At 47.5% G+C, this 24,973-nt stretch carries 26 protein-coding genes; 18 read left to right on the top strand and 8 right to left on the bottom strand.

Translation table 11 applies throughout. From position 1 onward, the window contains the following. Positions 1 to 174 precede the first annotated feature (174 nt). Positions 175 to 1,935, bottom strand: coding sequence for an SUMF1/EgtB/PvdO family nonheme iron enzyme (locus tag FJM67_RS01185; RefSeq protein ID WP_140586850.1), 1,761 nt, complete (start codon positions 1,933 to 1,935; stop codon positions 175 to 177). Positions 1,936 to 2,030: 95 nt separating this feature from the next. Here FJM67_RS01185 and miaE point away from each other — a divergent pair, with 95 nt between their 5' ends. Together miaE and FJM67_RS01175 are read left to right on the top strand one after the other, a co-directional pair. Then, complete coding sequence (gene miaE, locus FJM67_RS01180) at positions 2,031 to 2,642, top strand: tRNA-(ms[2]io[6]A)-hydroxylase (RefSeq protein ID WP_140586849.1); 612 nt, start codon at positions 2,031 to 2,033, stop codon at positions 2,640 to 2,642. A gap of 111 nt (positions 2,643 to 2,753) precedes the next feature. Then, the gene (locus FJM67_RS01175; RefSeq protein ID WP_140586848.1) at positions 2,754 to 3,065 is read left to right on the top strand and encodes a hypothetical protein; all 312 of its coding nucleotides are present in this window, start codon (positions 2,754 to 2,756) and stop codon (positions 3,063 to 3,065) included. Between the two features lie 35 nt (positions 3,066 to 3,100). On the opposite strand, the gene FJM67_RS01170 is transcribed toward FJM67_RS01175, so the two are convergent. From FJM67_RS01170 to queC, 4 genes are all read right to left on the bottom strand, one after another. Continuing rightward, a complete protein-coding gene (locus FJM67_RS01170; RefSeq protein WP_140586847.1) occupies positions 3,101 to 3,889 on the bottom strand; it encodes a UDP-2,3-diacylglucosamine diphosphatase in 789 nt (262 codons plus the stop codon). A gap of 2 nt (positions 3,890 to 3,891) precedes the next feature. Continuing rightward, positions 3,892 to 4,386, bottom strand: coding sequence for a peptidylprolyl isomerase (locus FJM67_RS01165; RefSeq protein WP_140586846.1), 495 nt, complete (start codon positions 4,384 to 4,386; stop codon positions 3,892 to 3,894). Between the two features lie 36 nt (positions 4,387 to 4,422). Further along, positions 4,423 to 5,073: a 7-carboxy-7-deazaguanine synthase gene (gene queE, locus FJM67_RS01160; protein ID WP_140586845.1), complete on the bottom strand. Its 651-nt coding sequence runs from the start codon at positions 5,071 to 5,073 to the stop codon at positions 4,423 to 4,425. Positions 5,074 to 5,186: 113 nt separating this feature from the next. Continuing rightward, on the bottom strand, positions 5,187 to 5,846 hold the full coding sequence (gene queC, locus FJM67_RS01155) for a 7-cyano-7-deazaguanine synthase QueC (protein WP_140586844.1): 660 nt from the start codon (positions 5,844 to 5,846) through the stop codon (positions 5,187 to 5,189). A gap of 168 nt (positions 5,847 to 6,014) precedes the next feature. Between queC and FJM67_RS01150 the strand changes: the two genes are divergently transcribed. The 5 genes from FJM67_RS01150 (at position 6,015) to cysS (ending at position 11,168) form a co-directional block, all read left to right on the top strand. Further along, the gene (locus FJM67_RS01150) at positions 6,015 to 6,974 is read left to right on the top strand and encodes a bifunctional helix-turn-helix transcriptional regulator/GNAT family N-acetyltransferase (RefSeq protein ID WP_140586843.1); all 960 of its coding nucleotides are present in this window, start codon (positions 6,015 to 6,017) and stop codon (positions 6,972 to 6,974) included. Next, a complete protein-coding gene (locus FJM67_RS01145; RefSeq protein WP_140586842.1) occupies positions 6,961 to 7,683 on the top strand; it encodes an AzlC family ABC transporter permease in 723 nt (240 codons plus the stop codon). Before FJM67_RS01150 ends, FJM67_RS01145 begins: the two co-directional genes overlap by 14 nt. Then, the gene (locus FJM67_RS01140) at positions 7,676 to 8,005 is read left to right on the top strand and encodes an AzlD domain-containing protein (protein WP_140586841.1); all 330 of its coding nucleotides are present in this window, start codon (positions 7,676 to 7,678) and stop codon (positions 8,003 to 8,005) included. The genes FJM67_RS01145 and FJM67_RS01140 overlap by 8 nt, the downstream gene beginning before the upstream one ends. Before the next feature lie 99 nt (positions 8,006 to 8,104). Beyond that, positions 8,105 to 9,775: a glutamine--tRNA ligase/YqeY domain fusion protein gene (locus FJM67_RS01135; protein WP_140586840.1), complete on the top strand. Its 1,671-nt coding sequence runs from the start codon at positions 8,105 to 8,107 to the stop codon at positions 9,773 to 9,775. Between the two features lie 10 nt (positions 9,776 to 9,785). Beyond that, entirely contained in the window at positions 9,786 to 11,168 is a 1,383-nt protein-coding gene (gene cysS, locus FJM67_RS01130; protein ID WP_140586839.1) for a cysteine--tRNA ligase, read from the top strand. Positions 11,169 to 11,222: 54 nt separating this feature from the next. On the opposite strand, the gene FJM67_RS01125 is transcribed toward cysS, so the two are convergent. Then, complete coding sequence (locus FJM67_RS01125) at positions 11,223 to 11,660, bottom strand: universal stress protein (protein ID WP_140586838.1); 438 nt, start codon at positions 11,658 to 11,660, stop codon at positions 11,223 to 11,225. A 146-nt stretch (positions 11,661 to 11,806) separates the two neighbouring features. Between FJM67_RS01125 and FJM67_RS01120 the strand changes: the two genes are divergently transcribed. Further along, positions 11,807 to 12,181 carry a hypothetical protein gene (locus tag FJM67_RS01120; protein WP_140586837.1) on the top strand — a complete coding sequence of 125 codons (375 nt, stop codon included), beginning with the start codon at positions 11,807 to 11,809 and terminating at the stop codon, positions 12,179 to 12,181. On the opposite strand, the gene FJM67_RS01115 is transcribed toward FJM67_RS01120, so the two are convergent. Continuing rightward, positions 12,147 to 12,962, bottom strand: a complete 816-nt coding sequence (locus FJM67_RS01115) for a DNA topoisomerase I (protein WP_140586836.1) — start codon at positions 12,960 to 12,962, stop codon at positions 12,147 to 12,149. The genes FJM67_RS01120 and FJM67_RS01115 overlap by 35 nt on opposite strands. 188 nt (positions 12,963 to 13,150) lie before the next feature. Here FJM67_RS01115 and topA point away from each other — a divergent pair, with 188 nt between their 5' ends. The 3 genes from topA to FJM67_RS01100 are packed head-to-tail and all read left to right on the top strand — an operon-like array spanning position 13,151 to position 16,519. Then, positions 13,151 to 15,778, top strand: coding sequence for a type I DNA topoisomerase (topA, locus tag FJM67_RS01110; protein WP_140586835.1), 2,628 nt, complete (start codon positions 13,151 to 13,153; stop codon positions 15,776 to 15,778). After that, positions 15,778 to 16,251 (top strand): DUF6586 family protein, encoded by a 474-nt coding sequence (locus tag FJM67_RS01105; protein ID WP_140586834.1) that lies wholly within the window; start codon positions 15,778 to 15,780, stop codon positions 16,249 to 16,251. Before topA ends, FJM67_RS01105 begins: the two co-directional genes overlap by 1 nt. A gap of 1 nt (position 16,252) precedes the next feature. Then, positions 16,253 to 16,519, top strand: a complete 267-nt coding sequence (locus FJM67_RS01100; protein WP_140586833.1) for a hypothetical protein — start codon at positions 16,253 to 16,255, stop codon at positions 16,517 to 16,519. Positions 16,520 to 16,553: 34 nt separating this feature from the next. On the opposite strand, the gene lexA is transcribed toward FJM67_RS01100, so the two are convergent. After that, a complete protein-coding gene (gene lexA, locus FJM67_RS01095) occupies positions 16,554 to 17,174 on the bottom strand; it encodes a transcriptional repressor LexA (protein ID WP_140586832.1) in 621 nt (206 codons plus the stop codon). A 69-nt stretch (positions 17,175 to 17,243) separates the two neighbouring features. Here lexA and dinG point away from each other — a divergent pair, with 69 nt between their 5' ends. From dinG to FJM67_RS01060, 7 genes are all read left to right on the top strand, one after another. Next, on the top strand, positions 17,244 to 19,373 hold the full coding sequence (gene dinG / locus FJM67_RS01090) for an ATP-dependent DNA helicase DinG (protein ID WP_140586831.1): 2,130 nt from the start codon (positions 17,244 to 17,246) through the stop codon (positions 19,371 to 19,373). A gap of 77 nt (positions 19,374 to 19,450) precedes the next feature. Continuing rightward, positions 19,451 to 20,860 (top strand): DEAD/DEAH box helicase, encoded by a 1,410-nt coding sequence (locus tag FJM67_RS01085; RefSeq protein WP_235889954.1) that lies wholly within the window; start codon positions 19,451 to 19,453, stop codon positions 20,858 to 20,860. A gap of 5 nt (positions 20,861 to 20,865) precedes the next feature. After that, positions 20,866 to 22,284: a protein adenylyltransferase SelO gene (locus tag FJM67_RS01080; protein WP_140586830.1), complete on the top strand. Its 1,419-nt coding sequence runs from the start codon at positions 20,866 to 20,868 to the stop codon at positions 22,282 to 22,284. A gap of 20 nt (positions 22,285 to 22,304) precedes the next feature. Then, a complete protein-coding gene (locus FJM67_RS01075; protein WP_140586829.1) occupies positions 22,305 to 23,324 on the top strand; it encodes an NAD(P)H-dependent glycerol-3-phosphate dehydrogenase in 1,020 nt (339 codons plus the stop codon). A gap of 4 nt (positions 23,325 to 23,328) precedes the next feature. Next, positions 23,329 to 23,610: a DUF4389 domain-containing protein gene (locus FJM67_RS01070; protein WP_140586828.1), complete on the top strand. Its 282-nt coding sequence runs from the start codon at positions 23,329 to 23,331 to the stop codon at positions 23,608 to 23,610. Further along, positions 23,600 to 24,091: a phosphohistidine phosphatase SixA gene (gene sixA, locus FJM67_RS01065; RefSeq protein WP_140586827.1), complete on the top strand. Its 492-nt coding sequence runs from the start codon at positions 23,600 to 23,602 to the stop codon at positions 24,089 to 24,091. Before FJM67_RS01070 ends, sixA begins: the two co-directional genes overlap by 11 nt. A gap of 11 nt (positions 24,092 to 24,102) precedes the next feature. Further along, on the top strand, positions 24,103 to 24,963 hold the full coding sequence (locus FJM67_RS01060; protein WP_140586826.1) for an alpha/beta fold hydrolase: 861 nt from the start codon (positions 24,103 to 24,105) through the stop codon (positions 24,961 to 24,963). The last annotated feature ends 10 nt before the right edge of the window (positions 24,964 to 24,973 follow it).

The following is a 24,973-nucleotide window of genomic DNA, read 5'->3' as shown; positions in this document are numbered from 1 at the left end:
ATCAGCCTATTTAGCTGACGTGTTAAAGCGTTGGCTCTGAATCATGGTGCTCCGGTAAAGATCACCAAGAGAGCGCACACTGGCTAATTTCATTGTTTCGACATTCTATATAAAAATGTCGCCTCCGAGAGGGTATTCACCATTTTAATTTAGAATAGGTGATATTTATGACGCTTATTCGCTATTTGCAAGCGCCTGAGAGTCAGGAATAACGCGGACTACGCGAAACCCCCAGTTGCTCGCTTTAAGGGCTGCATCCGCACGATAGCGTGTGGCGCTGCGGCCCACCGCGGGTATGTCATACCAAGAACCGCCTCGCAATACGCGACCAGAGCAGCTATCTGAAAGCCAGACCTGATTGGTAGTAGGCGCTCCCTCGTAATTATCGTGATAGCAATCTTCGACCCATTCGGCCACATTGCCGTGCATGTCGAATAACCCGAATGGATTAGCAACTTGTGAGCCAACCGGGGCAGAGGAGACACCATCCCATTGACTACCGCAGCTATCGCATACGCTATAGCCCGGTTTAAGTTCATTGCCATACCAAAACGCCGTATCTGATCCGGCGCGGGCGGAATATTCCCATTCAATTTCCGTCGGCAGACGATATTCGGCGCCAGTTTGATCAGAAAGCCATGCTGTATAGGCTTTGGCGTCATACCAAGACACATTGATTACCGGACGCTGGCCGCGTCCCCAACCATTGTCTGGTGGTAATGCTCGTCCGGTGGTGCGCGCGAAATGATCGTACTGGGCAAAGGTCACTTCATGCTTACTAAAGTAAAAGCCTTTTGGTATCAGGACTTTACGTACTGGGTATTCATTATCATCTCCCACCCCATTGAGGTCGCCCATTGAGAAAGTGGCAGGAGCAACCTTTTCTACTTTAGGAGCGGTGCCGCCAACTTGTAGGGCTTCTTCCAAGGTTTGAGGAAGACCGTCAAAACTCGTTTGCGTCGGCGTTGACTTTGCCGTAGCTTTTTTGCCCTTATTGGTTGGAAGTTCTTCAGCACTGGGCCAGAGCAGAGCAGTAGCAAGCAGGGCAACGCCAGCAGCACTGCTATAGGCTGCCCCCTTGGCTAGTTGACGTCTACGCTTAGCAGTTAGCACACGGGACTTTACCGGCTTGGCGTTCGCTTTATTGCTGGTTTCGAATAAGCTCGCCCGCAAGAGTCGCATAACTTCTACTAAGGATTTAGGACGATGACGCTCAGCGGGACGTGTCCAATTGCGTATTGCATGCCAAGCATCGTCTGACAAATTCGGCAAGCTGTCTGGGAGATCGTGAAGACTGCCTTGGTCTAACCAAGATTCGCCGGCAAAAGCCGCTACCAGCAAGCGCATAAACATATAGCGATCCGATGCGGGGGTGCGCTTTTGTTTGCGTTTCAAATACTCCGGCGGCATAAAGCGCCGATCCATATCTTCTTCAGTGATACGTTCAAGCCAATGATGAGACCCAAATCCAGTCATCACGCCGATGCCATTCACTACATGGACGCTATTGAGATCTAGATGCCCATGCACATAGTCCCGTTGATGAACCTGATCTAGTGCTTTGGCGATTGGGTCGAACACGCTAAGAATGACATTGAGTGGGGCGCCTTCGGGATATTTCCCCAAAAAGCTAAATAGTCGCTCCCCACCACATACTGCCGATAAAGCAAACACCCAAAGATCAGAATAGAAGGGCGGGTAACTTGGGGTAATCGCAGGGTGTTTTACGGCGGCATAGCGCCTTGCTGTGCGAATGAAATCGTCTAGCTCGCCACGGTCAGGACGGAAAAAACGCAGCACAAATGAACGGTCTCCCTGATCCGCTACCCATATGCTTTTATCGGCACTCAGGGGGTAGTTCAGTACATGGGGGTCTATTTCGACTCCCACATGCTGTCCAATGGTTAGCTTACTGACGTCATAAAACTGGTTCATTAATGAATTGATTTCCAAATCAATGGCTTGTGATGTGCTGCTAGCAAAACTTAAACCGAGTATAATCTCCTTTTTCAAAAGATAAAGGTTTAGTCATGTTAAGCGAGTATCCTGAGCTGGTCGCCTTTTTGCCCTGCGAATCTCCCCAAGCATGGGTGCAATGGGCATTGGAAAATGAAGAGCTGCTACTGGTTGATCATGCCCATTGTGAGAAAAAAGCGGCTTCCACAGCGATGAGTCTCATGTATCGCTATGTAGATCGAGACAATCTACTGACAAAAATGTCTCAGCTAGCGCGGGAAGAATTACTGCACTTTGAACAAGTACACAAAATTATGCGTCGTCGTAATATCCCGTACGTTCACTTAGAAGCTTCCCGTTATGCTCACGGCTTACGCCAGCATATTCGTACCCATGAGCCTGCCAAGTTAGTCGACACCCTGATTATCGGCGCTTTTGTGGAAGCTCGCTCCTGCGAACGCTTTGCGGTGCTGATTCCCCACTTAGATGATGAATTGGCTAAATTCTACCGCTCTCTACTTAAGTCGGAAGCACGTCATTTTGAAGACTACCTCAGTTTGGCGGAAGAATATGCCGGAGAACCCATTGACGAGCGTATCGCCTTTTTTCGAGCGCTGGAACATCAGCTAATCGTTGCGCCGGATAATGAGTTTCGAGTGCATAGCGGGCCACCAAAAGCGGCCTAATTAAACAAATTATTACCATTGGTTAACGCATCTTAAGAAGTTTTTCACTTCACAAGTGCCATTGTGCTGCTACACTGCAAGGGTAGGCTCCAACAACGGGAGGGCAGCACAATGAGTACCAATATGAATGACTTATTGCCGGATGTGACCTACTGGCTAACGCTACAGATCGCTAAGAGTGAACCCGGTATCGACCTAGAGCAGGTGTATCAGGGTACGGTGGAACTGGATTATCTCTATCAAGTACTGACCAGCAAAGCGCAGCAACATTGGTGGTCTACTTACGGAGTAGAACTTAGTCCGGTGACAGTAAACAATGCCTTTTTCCGGGCCATTGCTCTGTTGCACGATCGTAATATGGAATACAAACGCTCCCGAGATGGAGCCGAAACTGGCTGGGTCAAAGAACTGTTACATTTATAGCCGATGCAAAACACTTAGAGAGTGGCAATTGCCTGTCACTCTCTTTGCTTGCCCGCTATTTGCCAGTGATGCCGTTGGGTCACATTGTCCCAATTGCTACCAACTAAATCAGACACTGAGGTAGCATACTGTCTGATCTCTTCCATGTTTAGGAAGGCATACCATATGAATTCATCCCAGTCGCCAAGAACTAGTCGCGGTGTTTTATCGTTTAGGTGCAGATTTGGTCGATGGGTATGTCCGTGAATTAACAGATCTGCCTTCTCTTGAGCTAATCTTTCACTAATGGCCCCTTGATTAACATCCATTATGTAGCTGGCTTTTTCACTAGACTGGCTGCGACTGTCGTCTCTTAACTTGCGTGCCAGCTGTAACCGTTCTGTTATTGGTAATGCCAGGGTCTGTTGCTGCCATTGTGGTGAGCGCACCAATGCACGAAATTGCTGATAAGCCACATCATCAACGCAAAATTCATCCCCATGACATAGAAAGAGTTTTATTCCGTCAAGCTCGACCTGATATTGCTCTGGTAGCAATAGACAACCACACTTGGCTGCCCAGGTTTCACCGACCAGAAAATCCCGGTTTCCATGCAGAAAATAGGTGCGTTTGACAGGGGAATTGAATTTTTTTAATGCGTCGTTGATCGGCTCCATCCATTCGGGTTCATAGTCGTCACCAATATAGGCTTCGAAAAAATCCCCAAGAATATAAAGCTTTTCACACCCTTGTTGATCCATTCTTGCGAGCAGCAAACAAAACGCCCGGATGAGCTCCAGGCGCGCGTCACTTAGATGTAAATCTGAAATGAAGCAAGCAGACATGTTTATTTGATCAGTTCAGCTGATTCAATGATCACGTCTTCCGCTGGCACGTCTTGATGGCCAGCTTTCATAGTGGTTTGCACTTCTTTGATTTTGTTTACAACATCCATGCCTGCAGTAACTTTGCCAAATACCGCGTAACCCCAGCCGTCTGGCGTTTTGCTGCGATGGTTCAAGAAGCTATTGTTGGCAACGTTGATAAAGAATTGAGCAGAAGCGGAATGTGGATCCATGGTGCGCGCCATAGCTAGCGTGCCTACGGTGTTTTCTAGACCGTTGTCTGCTTCGTTTTCGATTGGAGCACGAGTATCTTTTTGTTTCATGCCAGGCTCGAAACCGCCACCTTGGATCATAAAGCCATTGATTACACGGTGAAAAATCACGCCGTCGTAAAAACCAGAAGTCACATATTCCTCGAAATTTTTGGCCGTTTTTGGTGCTTTTTCGTAGTCTAGTTCGATTTGGATATCACCAAAATTGGTATGAAATACGATCATGATAAATTCCTAAAATAGATAGATTGGGTATCGATATTAATCAATGCCCAGCATTTTATGTGTTTGTAAGCTAAGTCGCCACTGTGGATGTGCTAAACAATAGCTAATCGTTGCCTGTTGGCTATCATTTACAAGGATGTAACCATCGGGTAGGGCGCTCTGATCCATCGGTTGTAAATAGAAATGGTCAAATTCTAGCCCAGTGAATAATTCAGGGGGCAAGTGGGCTTGAGGGTAAACCAGTTTTAACTCATTACCTTGCGTGACCATCAGGGGGGCGGCTGTTTTCGGGCTGACACAAATCCAGTCAATACCGTCTGGTAGCAAAAGTGTACCGTTTGTTTCGATGGCGATGGTGTAATCATGCTCTTTGGCGCAAGCGATAAGGGCTTCATCTAATTGGAGTGCTGGTTCACCGCCGGTGAAGATTAGATACTTGTGGGCTGCGTTGGTTGGCCATAGGGTATTTAGGTGGGCAATGAGATCCTCAGCGGTATCAAAACGACCACCGTTTTGGCCATCGGTGCCAATAAAGTCCGTATCGCAAAATTGACATTGAGCGCTGGAACGGTGTTTTTCCTTGCCACTCCATAGATTGCATCCGGTGAAACGACAGAAAATCGCTGGACGACCAGCATGGGCGCCTTCCCCCTGAAGAGAGTAAAAGGCTTCTTTGACAGTGTACATAGAGCTTGAATACCTACAATCACTCGAAGACAGTCGAGGCTGCGTTAATCAAAATAACCATCAGCGAGCCGGCGACCGGAACCCAACGGCAAAGCGTTTAAGATTTAGTGATCTTAAATTTCATAACTAAGTGGATCTTGGGTGTTTTGCTCGGCAAAAGCTTCCAGACGTTCATTACAGGCACCACATTTACCACAAGCCTGTACACGGCCATTATAACAAGTCCAAGTTTTGCTGTAATCCAACCCCATTGCTAAACCGGCAGCTAAGATTTCACCCTTACTGGAATTTAAGAACGGGGTGACAATTTCCACTGCTTGATAGTTAGCAATACCTGCAACCGCATTCATGGCATGGACAAATTCAGGTCGACAATCTGGATAAATATGATGGTCCCCAGAATGAGCGCCGTAATAGACTTCTGGCGCCTCAAGTGACACTGCATAGGCAATCGCCATGGATAGCAACACCATATTCCGATTAGGCACGACGGTATTTTTCATGCTTTCTTCGGCGTAATGTCCCTCTGGGATATCAATATCGCTAGTCAGGGATGACCCTGCCATTAATTGGTTAATAGCAGAGATATCAACGATTTTGTGCGAAACACCCAATTCGGCACAAACTAGAGCGGCAACCTCTAATTCTTTGCTATGGCGCTGACCATAGTTGAATGAAAGTGCGTACACCTCTTTGCCTTCAGCAAGTGCTTTGTGTAGCACGGTATAAGAATCCATCCCTCCGGAATAGACAACTACAGCTCTGTTTGACATGGATTTTTACCCCTTCTAATCAAGGGCGCGAATTATAGCAAATAGGCATTGGCTGGCCAGTCTTAACGGGAAATTACCTTATTTTATACTCGTCGGAGCACTTGTGCGTAACTGGTTACGCATATATCATTCGTAACCAGTTACATTGTTGTGTTGAGGGTGTTGTTTATGGAGCAGTTTGGCATTTTGTCACTAGGTAGTCGTTTAAAGCGTCTTAGTGATTTTCTCTACAGTGAAGTTCAAGCAGTCTATGGCAATGAATCTCTCATGATTTCTTCGACCTATTTTCCGATCCTGCGTTTGTTGCAACAGGAATGCTCTTTATCCGTCGTTCAAATATCTGAGCGACTAGGGTTGTCTCACCCCGCAGTCAGTAAGCAAGTCGCAAAAATGCTAAAAGAAGGTTTACTACTTAAGATTCAAGATGAGAGCGATCTGCGGCGTTCAGCTATCTGTCTATCGGAGCTATCACAGCAGGAAATGCATAAGGCTGAGCCAGTTTTGATGGCTATTGGAATGGAGTTGGATTTCTATCTTCGGCAGCTATCAGGCCCCTTTCTGATGCAGCTTGAAGGACTCGAATCGAAATTGCTGAATGGCCCCTATGCAAAACGCGTTATTTTAAGGCTACATCCAGAATTGCTGGAAATTCGCGATTGTCAGTCAAGTGAAGACTATGCGGCTTTCAAAGCACTTAATATGGCATGGCTGGAACGCTTTTTTTCCGATGACATTTATGAGAAAGACCATTTATTGCTGAATAATCCCGAAACACACATTCTCGCCAAAGGGGGGAAAGTCAAAGTTGCTACGCTCGATAACAAGGCAATTGGTACGTATTTTATCATGCCAACAGATAGAAACATGATGGAACTGGGCAAACTGGCAGTCGATGAGCGATTTCAGCGTTTAGGCGTGGGGGAGCGATTGCTGGAGGATGCTATCTCAGCAGCGACCGCCATGAATGCAGTAGCCCTGGTACTTGAATCTCACACTTTACTTGAGCCTGCGCTCGGGTTGTATCAGAAATTTGGTTTTGCAGTAGATTCTTCAAGTTCGAGTTTTAGTGTGCCACGGGCAAATATTCGCATGATCAAGCACTTGGGGGGCAGCCATGAACGCCTATAAAAATGCACAGCGAGGCGCTTTTGCCTCCATCCCGATGATCATAGGTGGCGTCCCGTTCGGCCTATTATTTGGCTCGTTGGCGGCTGCGAATGATTTGAGTATCTGGTTTGCGATTGCCATGTCGAGCATTGTCTTTGCAGGGTCGGCGCAATTCGTGGCGCTGGGGCTAATTGCGGCAGACGCGCCATTGTGGGTGATCATATTGACCACTTTTGTAGTCAACCTGCGTCACATTCTGTATGCGGCGGATATGTTGCGTTTTGTAAGGCATTTGCCCTTAAGGCTGCGTTTACTGATGGGGTTTGGGTTGATTGACGAAACCTATGCAGCAGTGCGCCCTATGTACGATATGGGGTCGGCGAATAAAGCCGATGGCCACCAAGTCTACATCGGTTCCTTTTTGAGTTTTTATCTTATGTGGAACGTCACTACCGTTTTGGGTGCATTGGCAGGGGAGCTTATTCCGGGTATTAGTGACTGGGGTTTAGAGTTTGCTATGGTGGCAACATTCATCGGAATCGTAACGCCATACCTCAAGAGCGTGCCATATTGGGGAGCTTTTGGTGTAGCGATTATTGCTTCAGTAACACTTAAAGAGATGCCTAATCACCTTGGTTTGATTCTTGCCACACTGCTGGCCGTGCTGGTTGGATATTGCCTTGATCGATATTCAGAAGTAGATAAGAAGCGAGGAGCTGCAAATGTCTAACCTTGAATTGGCACTGATTATTCTGGGAATGTTTATAGTGACCTACGGTATTCGTGTGGTTTTATTTGCTGGCGCTCATCGAGCAGAAATTCCAGAGTGGCTTGATAAAGCACTTAAGTTTGTACCTATCTCGGTGTTAACTGCCATTATTGCTCCTATGTCCCTTACCAACAGCGAAGGTCTGGCGCTAAGCTTGCTGAATCCGTGGTTTGTCGGTGCGCTGACTTCACTCTTAATTGGTTTAGTGTTTAAACGTCAGTTGCTTACCATTTGTGTAGGGGTGTTGGTGTTTTTCTTAATGAAATTATTTGTTGGTGGCTAGAAAACCCGTTAGGGCGTACCCATTGCTAAAGAAAATCAGATATACTTAGGCGCTTATTTATAAACGTTTCCAGAACACCTCACGGGACCCACATTCAACATGTCAGACACGTCAAAAACCGGGAACTTCATCACCCAAATCATTGATAAAGATAACGAAACTGGCAAGCACGGCGGCAAGGTCGTTACTCGCTTCCCACCGGAGCCAAATGGCTATTTACACATCGGTCATGCCAAATCCATTTGCTTGAATTTTGGTATTGCCCAGCGTTATCAGGGTCAATGTAACCTTCGTTTTGACGATACCAACCCTGAAAAAGAAAGTGTTGAGTATGTGGAATCCATCAAGCGAGATGTAGAGTGGTTGGGCTTCCAATGGCAAGACGAGCCGAAGTACGCATCAGATTACTTCGATCAATTGTTTGATTTTGCTTGTCGTTTGATCGAAATGGGTAAGGCTTATGTGTGTGAACTGACTCCCGAGCAGATGCGCGAATATCGTGGCACATTAAAAGAGCCCGGTAAAAACAGCCCATACCGTGACCGTACTCCTGAAGAAAACATGCAGCTATTCTTGGAAATGCGAGATGGCAAATACACGGATGGTGAGAAAGTGCTACGGGCCAAGATTGATATGGCAAGCCCCAATATCAATATGCGCGACCCAATTATCTATCGCGTACGCCATGTTCATCACCACCAAACCGGTGATAAATGGTGCGTTTACCCCATGTACGATTTCACTCATTGTTTGTCTGATGCATTAGAAGGCATCACTCACTCCATTTGTACATTGGAATTCCAAGATCACCGTCCACTATACGATTGGACTTTGGAAACGCTTGGTACGGCTCATCCGCAGCAAATCGAATTTGCTCGCCTGAATCTTAACTATACGGTGACCAGTAAGCGTAAGTTGAAGCAGTTGGTCGACGAAAAACACGTTGAAAGCTGGGATGACCCTCGTATGCCAACCATTTCTGGTATGCGTCGTCGTGGTTTTACTCCTGCGTCGATCCGTAATTTCTGTGACCGTATTGGCGTAACGAAAGCTGACGGTGTGGTTGACGTGAGCATGCTGGAACATGCTATTCGTGAGGATTTGGATGCCAATGCTAACCGTGCTATGGCGGTACTTAACCCAATCAAGGTGACACTCACTAACTATCCAGAAGATAAAGAAGAGATCTTCACGCTTGGTAATCACCCGAAAAACGAAGCAGCAGGCTCCCGCGAAGTACCATTCAGCAAAGAGCTTTTCATTGATGCGGCTGACTTCGAAGAAGTTGCCCCCCGTAAATGGAAACGCTTGAGCCTCAATGCGGCAGTGCGTCTACGTGGTGGCTACGTGATTACTTGTAACGAAGTGATTCGCGACGCAGCAGGTAACGTGGTTGAGCTACTTTGTACCTACGATGAAAATACCCTTGGCGTGAATCCTGAAGGATACAAGCCTAATGGCGTTATTCACTGGGTCAGTGCAAAACATGCGGTCGATGCTACGGTGCGATTGTACGATCGTCTGTTTAACCATGAATCCCCTGATGCGAAACACGAAGGCAAAACCTTCTTAGATTTTATCAACCCAGATTCATTAACTTTGGCTACTAATGCAAAACTAGAACCATCCCTTGCCAACGCGGAACCAGGCGTGGGTTACCAGTTTGAGCGTGAAGGCTATTTCTGCCGTGATCTAAAGGAAGAAGGTATGGTGTTTAACCGCACCGTTACACTGCGTGATTCTTGGGCAAAAATCGAAGCGAAAGGTTAATCAGCGACTCATGTTAAAAGTATTTAATACCCTATCGGGGAAGAAAGAAGAGTTTAAGCCCATCGAGCCAGGCAAGGTCAAGATGTACGTCTGTGGCATTACTGTGTATGACTACTGTCATATCGGTCATGCCCGGGCGATGATCTCTTTCGACGTGATTACCCGATTCTTGCGTCATATTGGTTACGACTTGACCTATGTGCGCAATATCACGGATGTGGATGACAAAATCATCAAGCGTGCTGATGAGAACGGTGAAACACCGGCGCAGCTTACAGCGCGTATGATTGATGCCATGCATGAAGATGAAGTGGCCCTTGGCAATAAACTACCGGATATTGAGCCCAGGGCCACCGAATTTATGCAGCAGATCATCGACATGATTCAGGTGTTGGTGGATAAGGGTTTTGCTTACCAAGGTGAAACCGGTGACGTTTATTACCGAGCCAGTAAATTCGCCGAATATGGTAAGTTGAATAATCGCAAACTTGAAGAAATGCTGGCTGGCGCTCGTATCGAAGTGGAAGCATCGAAGGAGCATCCGGCGGATTTTGTGTTGTGGAAGCCTGCCAAAGCCGGAGAAGTGGCTTGGGAGTCTTCTTGGGGTAAAGGACGCCCGGGTTGGCACATCGAGTGTTCGGCCATGTCTACTCACTGTCTTGGCGCACATTTCGATATCCATGGTGGTGGACCGGACCTTAAGTTCCCCCATCACGAAAACGAAATTGCACAATCCGAAGCGGCTACCGGCGAGCAATACGTAAATTACTGGATGCACTGCGGTGCCGTGCGCGTGAATAATGAAAAAATGTCCAAATCTTTGGGTAACTTCTTCACCATTCGCGAAGTGTTAGAGAAGTTCAATCCCGAGGTTGTTCGCTATCTAATGGTATCTAGCCAATACCGCAGCAGTATCGACTATTCTGACGCTAGCTTGAAAGACGCGAAAACGGCATTAGAGCGTTTATATACGGCACTGCGTGGTCAAGAGGTTGCTTCCGAGTTTACTCCTTCGGAGTTCACTCAGCGTTTTAAAGAAGCCATGTGCGATGACTTTAATACTCCAGTAGCGCTATCGATCATGTTCGAGTTGGTACGTGACCTGAATAAAGCCCGAGCGGAAGGCAGTGCTGAAGCCCCATTGCTTGCTGCGGAGTTAAAAACGTTGGCTGAAGTGCTTGGTCTTTTGTATCAAGATCCAGAGTACTTTATGCAAAACAGTACGATTGCAGAAGGCCTCTCGGCAGAAGAAATCGAAGGCTACATAGCTGAACGTGCTGCAGCCCGTAAAGCCAAGGATTTCGCTCGTTCCGACGAAATTCGTGATTTGCTGCTGGAGCAGGGGATTACGCTACTTGATAGTCGCGAAGGGACTACTTGGACGCGCAACTAGTCAATTTGGAAAAGTTTAAAGGGAGACGTGTAAGTCTCCCTTTTATTTTGGCAACTATTTATTGCCGTTTACCCGCACTGCAAGTACGTCGCAAGGCGCCCCATGTAGTACACCGTTCGCAGTCGAACCTAACAGCAGCGCTAAGCCGTGGCGACCATGACTACCGACAACAATTAAATCAGCCGCTTTGTCTTCAGCTATACGATGAATTTCGCTCTCGATACCTCCTTGGGTGACTTGAGTTTCTCGCACCGGAATACCTAGCTGGTCCACTAGTAGAGTCATCTTCTCGTGAGCCGCGTTTTGTAATTGCTGTTGTATGTCGGTGATGTCGATTGGTACGTCACCGCCATAGGCGTAGTTTAGAGATTCAATAACGTGAATAATGGTAAGATCTGCCTCGAAGGCTTTACAGATTTCAACGGCTTTATTAGCGACCAGGATGCTTTCCTCGGTCAAGTCGACGGCCAGTACCACATGCTTAAATGACATAACGTGCCTCCAGTGTTCCGTGATGGGGTAGCTTTAAGAGTAAAACAATGACTGAAATAATCGTAGTATTAATTGTATTTTCATTGATGGGATCCGCATTATGGATACTTCCGTCAAAAAAAGAACGACAAATAATGGATTTGCGTATGCGGGCACGTAAACACGGGATTCAAGTGCAACTTACGCAGGTCACCTTGCCTGATAAATGGGATAAGGTCACGACTAAGCAAGCTGCTTGTGCTTATCATCTACACCGAGACAAGCCGCTCAAAGACTTTACACAAATCAATCTGTATCCATTTGAAGTCTGGAAGCATGAATTACTAGTTAGTGGCTGGTATGTCAGCGCTCCGATGGCGATAGAACAAGAGTTGCGTGAAGCTCTGGAACAGATCCCTGTTCCGTTATTTGCTATCGAAATAAAAGCAGAAGGGGTAAGTCTTTACTGGAAAGAGCAGGGCAGCCAAGAGACGGTAGATCATTTGGCTAATGTCTTGCGCCTTTTGTTGGCGTGGCGTTAGTTTTAGGTGCTTCCGCCTCTTCTAGCAGTTCAGCATCAGACATACCATCCATGCTAATGAGTAAGTCTGCTAGGGCTTCTTCAGGGTGTTCAGAATTCTGCAGTGCCATAATCTGAGGAGCTATAATCTCTTGGATGCGTTTGTGCACAAACTGCTCTAACTCTTTCTTTTCCGGACGATCTAAATTATTGGATTTTAAGTGGGAGTGAACCACTCCATAGAGGGTTTGTGCCACGCGCATATCGCCAGTATGGAAGTTCTTGGCGGCTTGAACGAGCTGGCGATTAAGCTGAATCCATACGTTTAACCAACGTAAATAGTCATAACACAGTTTATAGTGAGTGTGGCTTATACGCCCTTTACGACGCATATATAGCAACATTTTCGCCGCTTTTGTCAGGCGTTCTTTGTATTTGCTTTTCTCTTGAAAAGACAGCTCGCTTGGTTCTGGTTCGATAGGATTTGGCTCGTGCTCACGCTCTCGCTCGGCAGCTGCGATACGGGCTTCTATCTTCTCAGCATCGTCGGTGTAGTCTAGTAGCTCCCGCAAGCAATCAAGGTAAAAGTCGTAAAAGACATCACTAACGATATTGTCGGTGTTAATGGGGGCTAAGCCCTTAATATGTTGCTCAATACGATCTGCTCGGTTGGTTAACTGCATTTGCTTGAAGCGCCGTTCAGTTAACTCCCGCTCCTTTTGTTGCGCGCGACTGCCGATCACTACAGATAGGATAACAATGATAAAGAGTACAGCAATTGTCAGGATTTGCAGTAAAGCCATGATTGTCCTTTGTCTATGATTTCAGTATGGTGTAGGCGAATTTACAAAAATATGCTTTACACTGAAGTCGCAAACAATACAGCGATAGCTTGTCATATAAAAGCGCTTTGCTTAATATCTGCGCCCCGTGGCTCAACGCGTATGCTATCTGCTTTTTTATTTTGATCAAATAAGGCTTTTAATTCTCAATGGGAAAATCTCTGGTTATTGTGGAGTCGCCGGCGAAGGCGAAAACCATCAACAAATACCTCGGCAACGATTTTGTGGTGAAATCGAGTGTCGGTCATATCCGCGATCTACCGACCGGATCTACTGCGACTACGACCCCTCAAGAGCGTGCTAAGCAAGCGGCTATCACCCGCAAAATGAGCCCCGAAGAAAAAGCTGCCTATAAAAGCCAAAAGTCCCGCCAGAAGCTTATTGAACGCATGGGGGTAAACCCGGAAAGTAACTGGGAAGCCCACTACGAAGTACTACCAGGCAAAGAAAAAGTAGTAGATGAGCTTAAGCGCTTAGCGAAAAATGCCGACACCATCTATCTCGCAACGGACTTGGATAGGGAAGGGGAAGCTATAGCCTGGCACTTACGTGAAGCTATTGGCGGTGACGATGCCCGCTATAAGCGCGTAGTGTTTAACGAAATCACTAAAAATGCCATCACAGCGGCATTCGAGACCCCGTCTGATCTTGATATGAATCGGGTTAATGCCCAGCAAGCCCGTCGATTCTTAGATCGTGTGGTCGGTTTTATGGTGTCGCCCTTGTTGTGGGCGAAAGTTGCCAGAGGTCTGTCGGCTGGCCGTGTGCAGTCAGTGGCCGTGCGCTTGATTGTGGAGCGTGAAAAAGAAATTCGCGCCTTTGTGCCGGAGGAATTTTGGGAACTGGATGCTAACCTGCTTACCACGGATAGCAGCAATGTCACTTTTGCTACTACCAAATACCAAGGCAAAGAATATCGCCCAGTTAACAAAGCCCAGTCAGACGAGCACCTAGCGCGTTTGCAACAGTTAGCCTTTACAGTAGCGCAGCGGGAAGATAAGCCAACCAGTTCTAAACCTTCCGCTCCCTTTATCACCTCTACGTTGCAACAAGCCGCTAGTACTCGGCTAGGCTTCGGGGTGAAAAAAACCATGATGTTGGCTCAGCGCTTATATGAAGCAGGTTACATTACCTACATGCGTACTGACTCCACTAACCTAAGTGCTGAAGCGACCGAGGCGGTACGTGACTTTATTCAGCAGCGTTTTGGTGACGCCTACTTGCCGAAAGACGTTATTCGTTATTCCAGCAAGGAAGGTGCTCAAGAGGCCCACGAAGCGATTCGCCCATCTGATGTTCATGTTGTCGAGAGCCAGCTACAGGGTATGGACAAGGATGCGCACCGTCTATACGACTTGATTCGCAATCAGTTTATCGCCTGCCAAATGACACCAGCCCAGTACACTTCTACCACGGTTACGGTGACAGCAGGGGAATATGAGCTAAAAGCCAAGGGGCGCATTCTACGTTTCGACGGTTACACCCGCGTACTTACGCCAATGGGGCGTAAGGGCGAAGACACTATCTTGCCCGAAATGCAAAAGGGTGAAGTGTTAGCTTTACAAGAATTATTGCCTGCCCAACATTTCACCAAGCCGCCAGCCCGCTACAGCGAAGCTAGCCTAGTAAAAGAATTGGAGAAACGCGGCATTGGTCGTCCGTCCACTTATGCGTCCATTATTTCCACGATCCAAGAGCGCGGCTACGTGCGGGTAGAAAATCGCCGTTTCTTTGCAGAGAAGATGGGGGATATTGTCACCGATCGTTTGGTACAAAGCTTTAATAGTTTGATGAACTATAGCTTTACCGCGCAGATGGAAGAGGAGTTGGATGATATCGCCCAAGGCGAAAAAGACTGGATTAAGGTGTTAGACGATTTTTATAGCGATTTCAGTAACACACTGACCGTGGCAGAAAGTGAGGACGGGGGCATGGCACCCAATGAGCCTACACCCACTGATATCGCTTGTCCCACATGCGGTCGTCCAATGCAAATCCGTACTGCCAGCACCGGCGTATTTCTATCCTGCTCTGGTTATGCCTTGCCACCGAAAGAACGCTGCAAAGCTACTATTAACTTGATTAGCGGTGACGAAGCTATTGCGGTTGACGACGAAGAAGGCGAATCCAAAGCTCTCATCAACAAGCGCCGCTGCCAGAAATGTGGTTCTGCCATGGATAGTTATTTGATGGATGAACACCGCAAGTTACATGTTTGTGGTAACAACCCAAGTTGCGATGGATACGAAGTAGAACAGGGTAACTACAAAATCAAAGGCTACGATGGCCCGCTTATCGAGTGTGACAAATGCGGTCACGACATGCAGCTAAAAACGGGCCGTTTTGGTAAGTACTTCGGCTGTACGAATGAGGCTTGCAGCAACACTCGCAAACTGCTCAAAAATGGGGAAGTTGCACCACCGAAAATGGACCCAGTCCCAATGCCGGATTTGGCATGCGAAAAGGTCGAAGACCACTACGTATTACGTGATGGGGCGACGGGACTGTTTTTGGCTGCTAGCCAATTTCCGAAGAAGCGCGAGACCCGCCCGCCGTTAGTCAAAGAGCTGCTGCCATACATGGATCAAATTGATCCTAAGTACGCTTACTTCGCCAAGGCTCCCACCCAAGATAACGAGGGCAATCCAACTGTCATTCGCTTTAGCCGCAAGACTAAAGAGCAATACATTATGACCGAAGTGGATGGTAAACCAACTGGTTGGAAGGCTTTTTACAATGGTAAGCAGTGGCTAGTCGAGGAAGGGAAAAAGAAATAATGTCCCAAGTCAGTCATGCTAGTGCGACTAATCAGCGCCTTGATGCGGCACGACGCCTACTCCAGCAAAGTCAAATGGAACAGGCCCAATGGCTGGTTGGCAGTTTAGAGTCTTCCGCTGTGTACCAGCTTCGCAGCGCGGTAAATGGGCTACTACAGGAGATTAAGCAAGGCTATCGCCTGAAGGCTGATCAACTGACTATAGAGCAGTTGCAGCAGGCGGCAGCGACCGCAGAGCAGAGTATTCCGGTACTGAATGAACTTAGCCAGCAATTATCGCAACCTCAATCTTGGTTGCGGCAATTGTTCGAGCGTTACGATACCCAATTCGAGTGTCGTCAATCGCCGGTACAAACTGCCACTCCTGCACAGCTAATTGGTAAAGGCTCCGACGGGGGAGCCTCGACCAAATTTATCCTAGATGCACTAGTAGAGTTAGTCTTGCGCTACCGCGAAGATGCGTCAGAGTACTGATATGAAAGATACCTTTTTAGAAATTGTAGAACTGGAAAATGGCGATATCGTGCTGCGCCCAGCCCACGATGAAGGGGAAGAGGAGTGCCCGCCTTTAGCGGTACTAAAAATTTCCGACGACACTAAGGATTATCTAAAAGATCGTTATTTTGAACTAGCAAAACGCATGTTTCACGCAGGTATCGATTTCGTCTATTCGGAGGGTTTCGAGGACCTTGATGATTATGACGAGCTCGAAGAAGAGGAACTTCCCAGAATACTCCACTAACTGTTAGCATCCTTGCTAGCAGTTAGTGCCGAGCTTAATGACCGCGGCGGATGACACCTACGGAGAGACCTTCAATGGTGAGCTCTTCACTTTCTAAGTCTACGATGATGTCATCAAATTCCTCGTTTTCAGGAATTAAGTGAACCATGCGCCCTTGTTTTTGGAACCGCTTAACGGTGACCTCATCACCGATCCGGGCCACAACGATTTGCCCATTTCGTACAGCATGAGTTCTATGTACCGCAATCAAGTCGCCGTCGTAAATTCCGACGTTCTTCATACTCATGCCACTTACTGATAATAAATAGTCGGCTTTAGGAGAGAACATATCGGCAGGAATCGCCACGCGGGAGTCGATATTTTCCTGAGCTAAAATGGGAAAGCCTGCGGCGACTCGACCAATAATTGGCAAAGTGCCCTCGTCGTTAGCGGCATCGGGGGCTTCTTCCACAAGACGAATACCGCGGGAAGCGCCGGAAAGCATTTCAATTGCGCCTTTTTTACAAAGGGCTTTGAGGTGCTCCTCGGCGGCGTTAGGTGAGCGAAAACCTAGCCGTTTAGCAATTTCAACGCGGGTCGGTGGGAAGCCGGTTTCATCGATAAAGGCACGGATGGTTTCCAATACGTCGGACTGTCTTTTGGTTAATTTAATCATAAAGCATCTGTTTGTTTGTACAGGTACTGGTATTATATACAGCAAAGTTTAGGTTTCTCAATAGTTCTCATGCTTTCCGACGAATTAAAACAAAGTATTCAACATGCCTACCGCCAATATCTCAAGTCAAAGGGCCATAACGCCCGTGTAGGCCAGCGCCACATGATCGCGACCATCGCGCGCACCCTAGGCGGGATAACGCAGGGTTCCGAAGGGGAGCGGCTGGGCGAAAAGCACATTGCCGTGATCGAGGCCGGAACGGGTACTGGTAAAACTTTGTCTTATTGTTTATCAGCGATTCCGATTGCTAAACAAAAGGGCGTCAAATTAGTTATTTCCACCGCTACCGTGGCTTTGCAAGAACAGATTTTGCACAAAGAGCTACCTGATTTGCTCTCCCTAACCGATTTGCAGTTTCGCTACACCCTTGCGAAAGGCCGTGGCAGATATCTTTGTCTTAACCAATTAGACAGTCTGCTCAGTACCGAAGATACCCCCATGGAAGACATGTTTGCCGGTCTAATTGAACAGCATTTATCGCCGGACGAAATCAATACTGTGTTGTATCAAGAAATGGATAAGGCGCTACGGGACGGTAATTGGGATGGCGACAAAGACAACTGGGAAGGCAGCTTACGTGAACAGGATTGGCAACGGATTACCACCGACCATCAACAGTGTACTAATCGCAACTGCGCCAATTTCTCTGCTTGCCCTTTTTTCAAAGCGAGAGCCGAACTGGAAACGGCGGACATCATAGTCGCGAACCACGATTTAGTACTGGCGGATTTGTCATTAGGTGGTGGTGCCATCCTCACTGCACCGGAAGAAACTATTTATATATTTGATGAAGGACACCACCTGCCAGATAAAGCCATTTCCCATTTTCGGCACGAAGTACGGCTACAGCAGAGTATCCAATGGCTAAAGCAGCTTGATAAGAACTTGATTAACCTGCGCCAAGAGTTGACGGAAGAGGTTTGTGTGACGGGGCAACTACTGCTAAAGATCCCCCAACAGATCAACAGCATTGTTAACTTTATTCAATACGCGCAGCAGGGACTTGCACCGTATATTGCAAACTTAGGCTTGGATCAAGAAACCCGATTTCATCGGTTTGAGTTCGGTGTAATACCCGATGAGTTGCGACAATTGGCTTATAGCTTAGCAACCTCCTATCAGAAGCTACATGGACAAATTGATAGCATTCTCGATGAGTGCAAAAAAGCGAAACAAAACGAGGGTATGGGGATCACTGCAGAGGTAGGCGAGGCTTGGCAGCCCATATTGGGTGTGATTTTAGGCCGTTTGGAAGCCTCCCGAGAGCTGTGGCTATTATTTTCTCTGCAAGACGATCCCACCTATCCGCCGAATGCACGTTGGTTGGCCGTAACAGGAGTAGGGCTAGACCAAGATATTGAATTGGGTGGCTCTCCCATATTGGCAGCCCATACATTACGTATGCAGTTATGGGATAAATGCTTTGGTGCGGTGGTAACCTCCGCTACCTTGACTGCTCTGAATGAATTTCACCGTTTCAATATGCGCTCCGGCGTGCCACGCACTAGCGAATACCTGCGGGTGCTGAGTCCTTTCGATTTTGCTAACAAAGGAGCCTTATGTATCCCCAATATGCAAGCGGAACCCAGCGCTGGTGATTTGCATAGCAAAGAGGTAATTCGTTATTTAAACGACCACCTAGATGTGAGTCGCGGAAGTCTGGTGCTATTTTCCTCCCGGCGTCAGATGGAAGAGGTGGCTGCGGGGCTGAATGAGCCACTTAAAGATCTGCTGCTGATTCAGGGAGAGCAATCAAAACGCATTACTTTGGACGCCCACCGCAAGGCCATCGACGGAGGAAAAGGGAGTATTCTTTTTGGACTGGCCAGTTTTGCCGAAGGGGTAGATTTGCCAGGCAATTATTTGACGAGGGTGTATATTGCCAAAATCCCATTTGCCGTGCCAGATGACCCAGTTGAAGCGACACTGGCTGAGTGGATACAAAAGCGGGGCGGCAATCCTTTTATGGAAATCTCCATACCGGATGCGTCATTACGCTTAGTACAAGCTACCGGTAGGCTGCTGCGTAGTGAACAGGACGAAGGGGAAATTCATATTTTAGATAAGCGCTTGCTCACTAAACGATATGGTTCCCAGCTAATAAACAGTTTGCCTCCCTATCGGCGACTACAAAACTAAGGGTGATAAAAGTAGTGCATATTGATACACTCAGCCCAAACTCACTAAATCTCCAACGAGAAACGAAACAATACATAATGGAAAATACCCAAAAAGACGCCAGCTCAGAACGCAAGGGCCCAAAACGCTCTCGCCGTCCACGTAATAAGTCACCACGTCAAAAATACCATCGTGAACGTGTGGATCAAGGCAATGATGAAACCATAGAAGAAAAGTCAATGCCTCTACAAGCCGAAGCAGCGCCAACCAAGCGAGCCGACAAAGGGCCAAAGCCTAACACAAGCAATGATCAGCAACCTTGGTCGTTAGCCCAGTTTCAGGTACCAGAGTTGACTGGTAAGGCTCGCTTCCACGATTTAAATCTTCCTGACCGTGTTCTTAAATCCATTCAGGAAATGGGGTTTGAGTACTGCAGTGAAATTCAGGCTGAAACATTACCGATTACCCTACAGGGCTATGACTTGATTGGCCAAGCGCAAACCGGTACTGGCAAAACGGCCGCTTTTCTAATTGCGATGATCAGTGACTTTCTTGATTACCCACTTGAAGAAGAGCGTCCAAGTCACTTTGCCCGAGGCCTAATCATTGCGCCGACACGAGAACTTGCGCTACAGATCGCCGACGAGGCGGAAAAACTAACCACTAACTGTGACCTAAACGTGGTTTCTTTAGTGGGTGGTATGAGTTATGACAAACAACAACGAGCTTTAGAAAGCGAATCTGCTGATATTGTGGTTGCGACTCCGGGACGTCTGTTAGATTTCGCCCGCAACAAAAAAGTCATGCTGAACAAAGTTGAGTGCTTGGTGTTGGATGAAGCGGATCGAATGCTGTCCATGGGCTTTATCCCGGATGTCAAGAGCATCATCCGAATGACTCCGCACAAGGAACGTCGCCAAACCATGTTGTTTAGTGCCACGTTCCCACGGGACATTCAAAATTTGGCGCGCCAATGGACTTACTTGCCTAAAGAAGTATCTGTGGTTCCAAAAGAGACTACCAACAAAAATATCGATCAAGTCATTTACACGGTTGAAGCTGAACAAAAATGGCCGGTATTGAAGTCTTTGATCGAAGAGAATGGCTCCCAGCGCACCATCATTTTCGCCAATCGTCGCGATGAGACTCGCGATCTTTATGAGCGTTTAAAAGATGCGAAATTTAGCTGCGCCATGCTATCTGGAGAAGTTTCCCAAGATAAACGAGTTAAGACACTCCAGAACTTCAAAGATGGTGTGATTCAGGTACTTGTGGCGACGGATGTTGCCGGTCGTGGAATCCATGTGGACAACATCGAGCTTGTGGTCAACTACACCCTGCCGGAAGACCCAGAGGACTATGTTCACCGTATTGGTCGTACTGGTCGTGGTGGCGAGACGGGTAAGTCCGTCAGTTTTGCCAGCGAAGACGATGCTTTTATGATCCCTGAAATTGAGAAGGTGGTCGGAGAGAGTATTCGCTGCGAATACATGGTCGATAACGGCTAATCCCTATGCAGCTACACCATCGTTTTGCAGCATTAGGCGATGATTTTTTTCTTCACACTCGTGTGCAGCCGTTGGCTGAACAGCGTTTAGTAGAAGGCAACGCCGACCTCGCTAATTTTCTAGGTGTGGATCTAAAAGATGACTCCGTTAAGGCTGTCCTTAGCGGTGCCATCGACATCCCTGAAACGCTCAGTATGGTTTATGCTGGTCATCAGTTTGGAGGTTTCACCCCCCGGTTGGGTGACGGTCGTGGTGTGTTACTTGGCGAAGTCCAAGCGGCCGATGGTAGTTTTCACGATCTCCACGTGAAAGGAGCTGGGCAAACGCCTTACAGTCGCATGGGTGATGGTCGCGCGGTGCTGCGTTCTTGTATTCGAGAATACTTGTGTAGCGAGGCTATGCATGGTTTAGGCATTGCAACAACGCGCGCACTGGCACTATTTGATAGCCGTGAGGCGGTTTATCGTGAAAAGCCAGAGCCAGGGGCTATGCTGGTTCGCACTGCACGAACCCATATTAGGTTTGGTCACTTCGAATATTTCTTTGCCCATCAACGTTACGACAATCTTGATCAGCTAATAGATTACACGTTAGCCAACCTTTTTCCGCAATGTGCTACCGCTCGTGACCCTATTGAGGCGATGTTTATCGATATTGTAGAGCGCACCGCGGTTATGATTGCCAACTGGCAAGCCGTTGGTTTCCAGCATGGCGTGATGAATACGGATAATTTCTCTATTATCGGCGATACTATCGATTATGGTCCGTTTGGTTTTATGGAAGACTATGATCCTAAATGGATCTGTAACCATTCAGATTATGAGGGGCGCTACGCTTTTCAAAATCAACCAAGTATCGGCCTCTGGAATTTAAATTGCCTAGCTCGCTGTTTTTCAAGACGCTTAAGTCGTGAGCAGCTAATCAACGCCTTACAGCAGTACGAACCTAAGTTGCAAAGTACCTACGACCAGCTAATGGCTGCTAAATTGGGTCTATCCAGCAGTAAAGATGTTGAATCGTTACTTGATGGACTTTGGACGATTCTGCGCCAAGAGCAGATGGACTACACTCTCTTCTGGCGTAAACTTTGCGCCTGTTCCCGTATCGACAATAGTCCTGTCCTAGATGAGGTGATTGATCGCCAACGTTTACAGATCTGGCTAGAGCAGTACTGGGAACGCCGTGATGACAGTCGCGACCAGCACGCAGTTGCCCTTGAAATGTATGCCGTCAACCCCAAATTTATACTTAGAAATTATCTCGCTCACCATGCTATAGAGGCGGCGGAGCAGGGCAATTATTTACCCATGCGCCAGTTACTAAAGGTTTTGGCAACGCCCTTCGACGAGCATAGTGACAGTGAGCAGCTTGCCAAACGCCCCCCTGATTGGGGACGCAAGCTTGAGGTCAGCTGTTCATCATAACAATAAGGCACATTGCAGAAATGGATAAACAATCAGTTTGTGTACTGGGTGGTGGTAGTTTTGGTACTGCTTTGGCGAACATCATGGCTCAGAATGGACATCAAGTTAGCCAATGGATGCGTAATGAGCAGCAAGTCGAAGAGATAAATTTAACTGGCCTCAACAGCCGTTATTTACCAAATGCTCCTTTGCACCGCGAATTGCTAGCCACTAGTAACTTAGAATCCGCCATTAGAGCCAGCGATACTATTTTTGTTTCTATTCCCTCCAAGTCATTTGAGCAGGTAGTGGAGCGAATTCGCCCACTGTTAACTCCCCAAAAACTATTGATTAGTACAACTAAAGGGTTCAATCCAAGCCGCTTTGAGTTGATGAGCGATATCTTGCGTCGCAATGGCGTCACGGAACGAATCGGTGTGTTAAGCGGTCCAAATTTGGCAAAAGAAATTGCGGCAGGACAGCTCACTGGTTCTGTGATCGCCAGCGCCGATGAAGGGGTGCGCGATACGGTTATCGAACTGCTCAAATCCAAAACTTTTCGTGTCTATGAAAATGAAGATGCCACCGGTGTCGAGTTGGCTGGAGCGCTAAAAAATATCTACGCCATTGTTTGTGGACTCGCCAAAGCACTTAAAGTTGGTGAAAACACCATGGCGATGATCATGACCCGTAGTCTCGCGGAGATGAGTCGTTTTGCCGTGCATTTTGGCGCTAATCCCATGACTTTTTTGGGTTTGGCGGGCATGGGGGATTTAATCGCTACCTGTACGTCACCGCTAAGTCGTAACCATCGAGTAGGTTTTGCCCTCGGTTCTGGAAAAAAACTAGAGGACGCAGTTGCCGAAATTGGCGAAGTGGCGGAAGGGGTCAACACCCTGAAGATGGTTGTAGATGAAGCCCAGAAACATGGGCTTTACATGCCATTGGCGGCGGGATTATATAAGTTAATTTTTGAAAATGCGTCCCTAGAATCTCTTATCGGTAGCCTAATGACCGGAGAGCAAAAATGGGATGTTGAGTTTGCAACGGCAGGAGAATAAGGCCATGTCAAAGCCTGGTTACAAAGATCAAAGCATGTGGATTCGCCTAGTATTTATGGCACTGTACTGGGGTTTAATCAACTTAGCAGTATGTGTATTTGGTTTTCTTTTAGTCATCGTTACCATTATTAAATTGGCGTCTCGATACGAGCCTTATACCCTTGGCGGTTGGTTAACAAGTCTGTCAACTTTCATTCAGCAGAGCTTCCGCTTCTTAGCGTTCCAAACCGAAGAAAAGCCTTTCCCGTTCCAAGCTTGGCCGAATGGTGATGACAATGGCCACTAAGCGCCTCTACGTACTCCGTCACGGTAATGCTCAAGCATCTGGCTACGAGAATGATGCCTCTCGCTATCTTACCGAGCTCGGGATGGCAGAGGTTCAGTCAACCGCCATGCAATTCGCCGAAACGGGTGAAGACTTTGATGCAATTTTTGTGAGTCCTTACCTTAGGGCGCAACAAACCGCCAATGAGTTTATTAAAGTATTCGGCACACAAGCTGAGATACAAACTGTCGATACGATCACGCCAAGTGGTCGCGAGCTCGATGTGGCATTGTGGTTAAACGATCTGCCCTATCAGTCCATTTTACTCGTAACCCATCAGCCATTTGCCTATCAGTTAGTTGATATGCTCGCCGATGCTCCTTTGCCCCATCAATTTAGCATGGAAACGGCTGCCTTAGCGGCAATGGAAGGGGATTTATTCGCCACAGCATGCTGCCAATTTCGTTGGGGAATCTTACCTAAATTAAAACAACGTGCTTAGCTGGGGAGAAAATGGCAAAAGAAGTTGTCTTTAATCTAGGCTACAGCAAGTTAGCCGGTAAGCAGTGGCTATCATCCAATCCAAGTGCTTTGCGCGTATTGTCTTTACATGGATGGCTAGATAATGCGGCCAGTTTCGATAACCTTGCTCCGTATCTGAGTGACTTTAATCATGTTGCTCTGGATCAATCTGGGCACGGCCTGTCGGATCATAAGCCTGACGGAAGTTTTTATCACCTATGGGATCATGCGCTAGACGCTATCCGAGTGTTACAAAATAGCACGCAAAGTAGCTGGGTAATTGGTCATAGCATGGGGGGAGCAGTCGCTATGCTGGTTGCAGCATTAGCGCCTGAAAAAGTACGTGGCTTAATTATCTTAGATAACATGGGGCCACTCTCTGCCAGTCCACATGAGCGCGTGGTGACAATGCAGCGCGCCATGCAAAAAATGCTCAAGTATCGTGGTGATCGCCAGGTGCGTTACCCGCAACTGGCAGATCTGGTTCATGCACGAATGCAAGGTATGACGAAACTGAGCGAAGCGGCTGCAACACCCCTTGTGCGTCGAGCTGCACAAGAAACGGAACATGGTTGGCATTGGCGCCATGATCCGAAGCTGACCTTTCCGTCTCCATTTCGTATGGATGAGGCGGCAGTGGAAGCCTTTATTAGTGAGATCAAATGCCCCACATTGGCGTTAGTGGCCGAAGAGGGTATTTACCAAGACAACTTAACGCTGGTGAAAAAGCGATCAGAAGCCTTCCCGTGGATCAAACTAGAATGGTTGCCCGGTGGGCATCATTTTCACTTGGAGCCAAGCACCGCCACTTTAGTGGCACAGCAGATTACCAAATTTATTGATCAGAACTAAGTTTGGTGAC

The organism is Maribrevibacterium harenarium (genome assembly GCF_006385675.1).
GTDB classification, from domain to species: domain Bacteria; phylum Pseudomonadota; class Gammaproteobacteria; order Pseudomonadales; family Marinomonadaceae; genus Marinomonas; species Marinomonas harenarium.
Note: the sequence above shows the minus strand (reverse complement) of the source record. Positions and strands in the feature narration are given on the sequence as shown.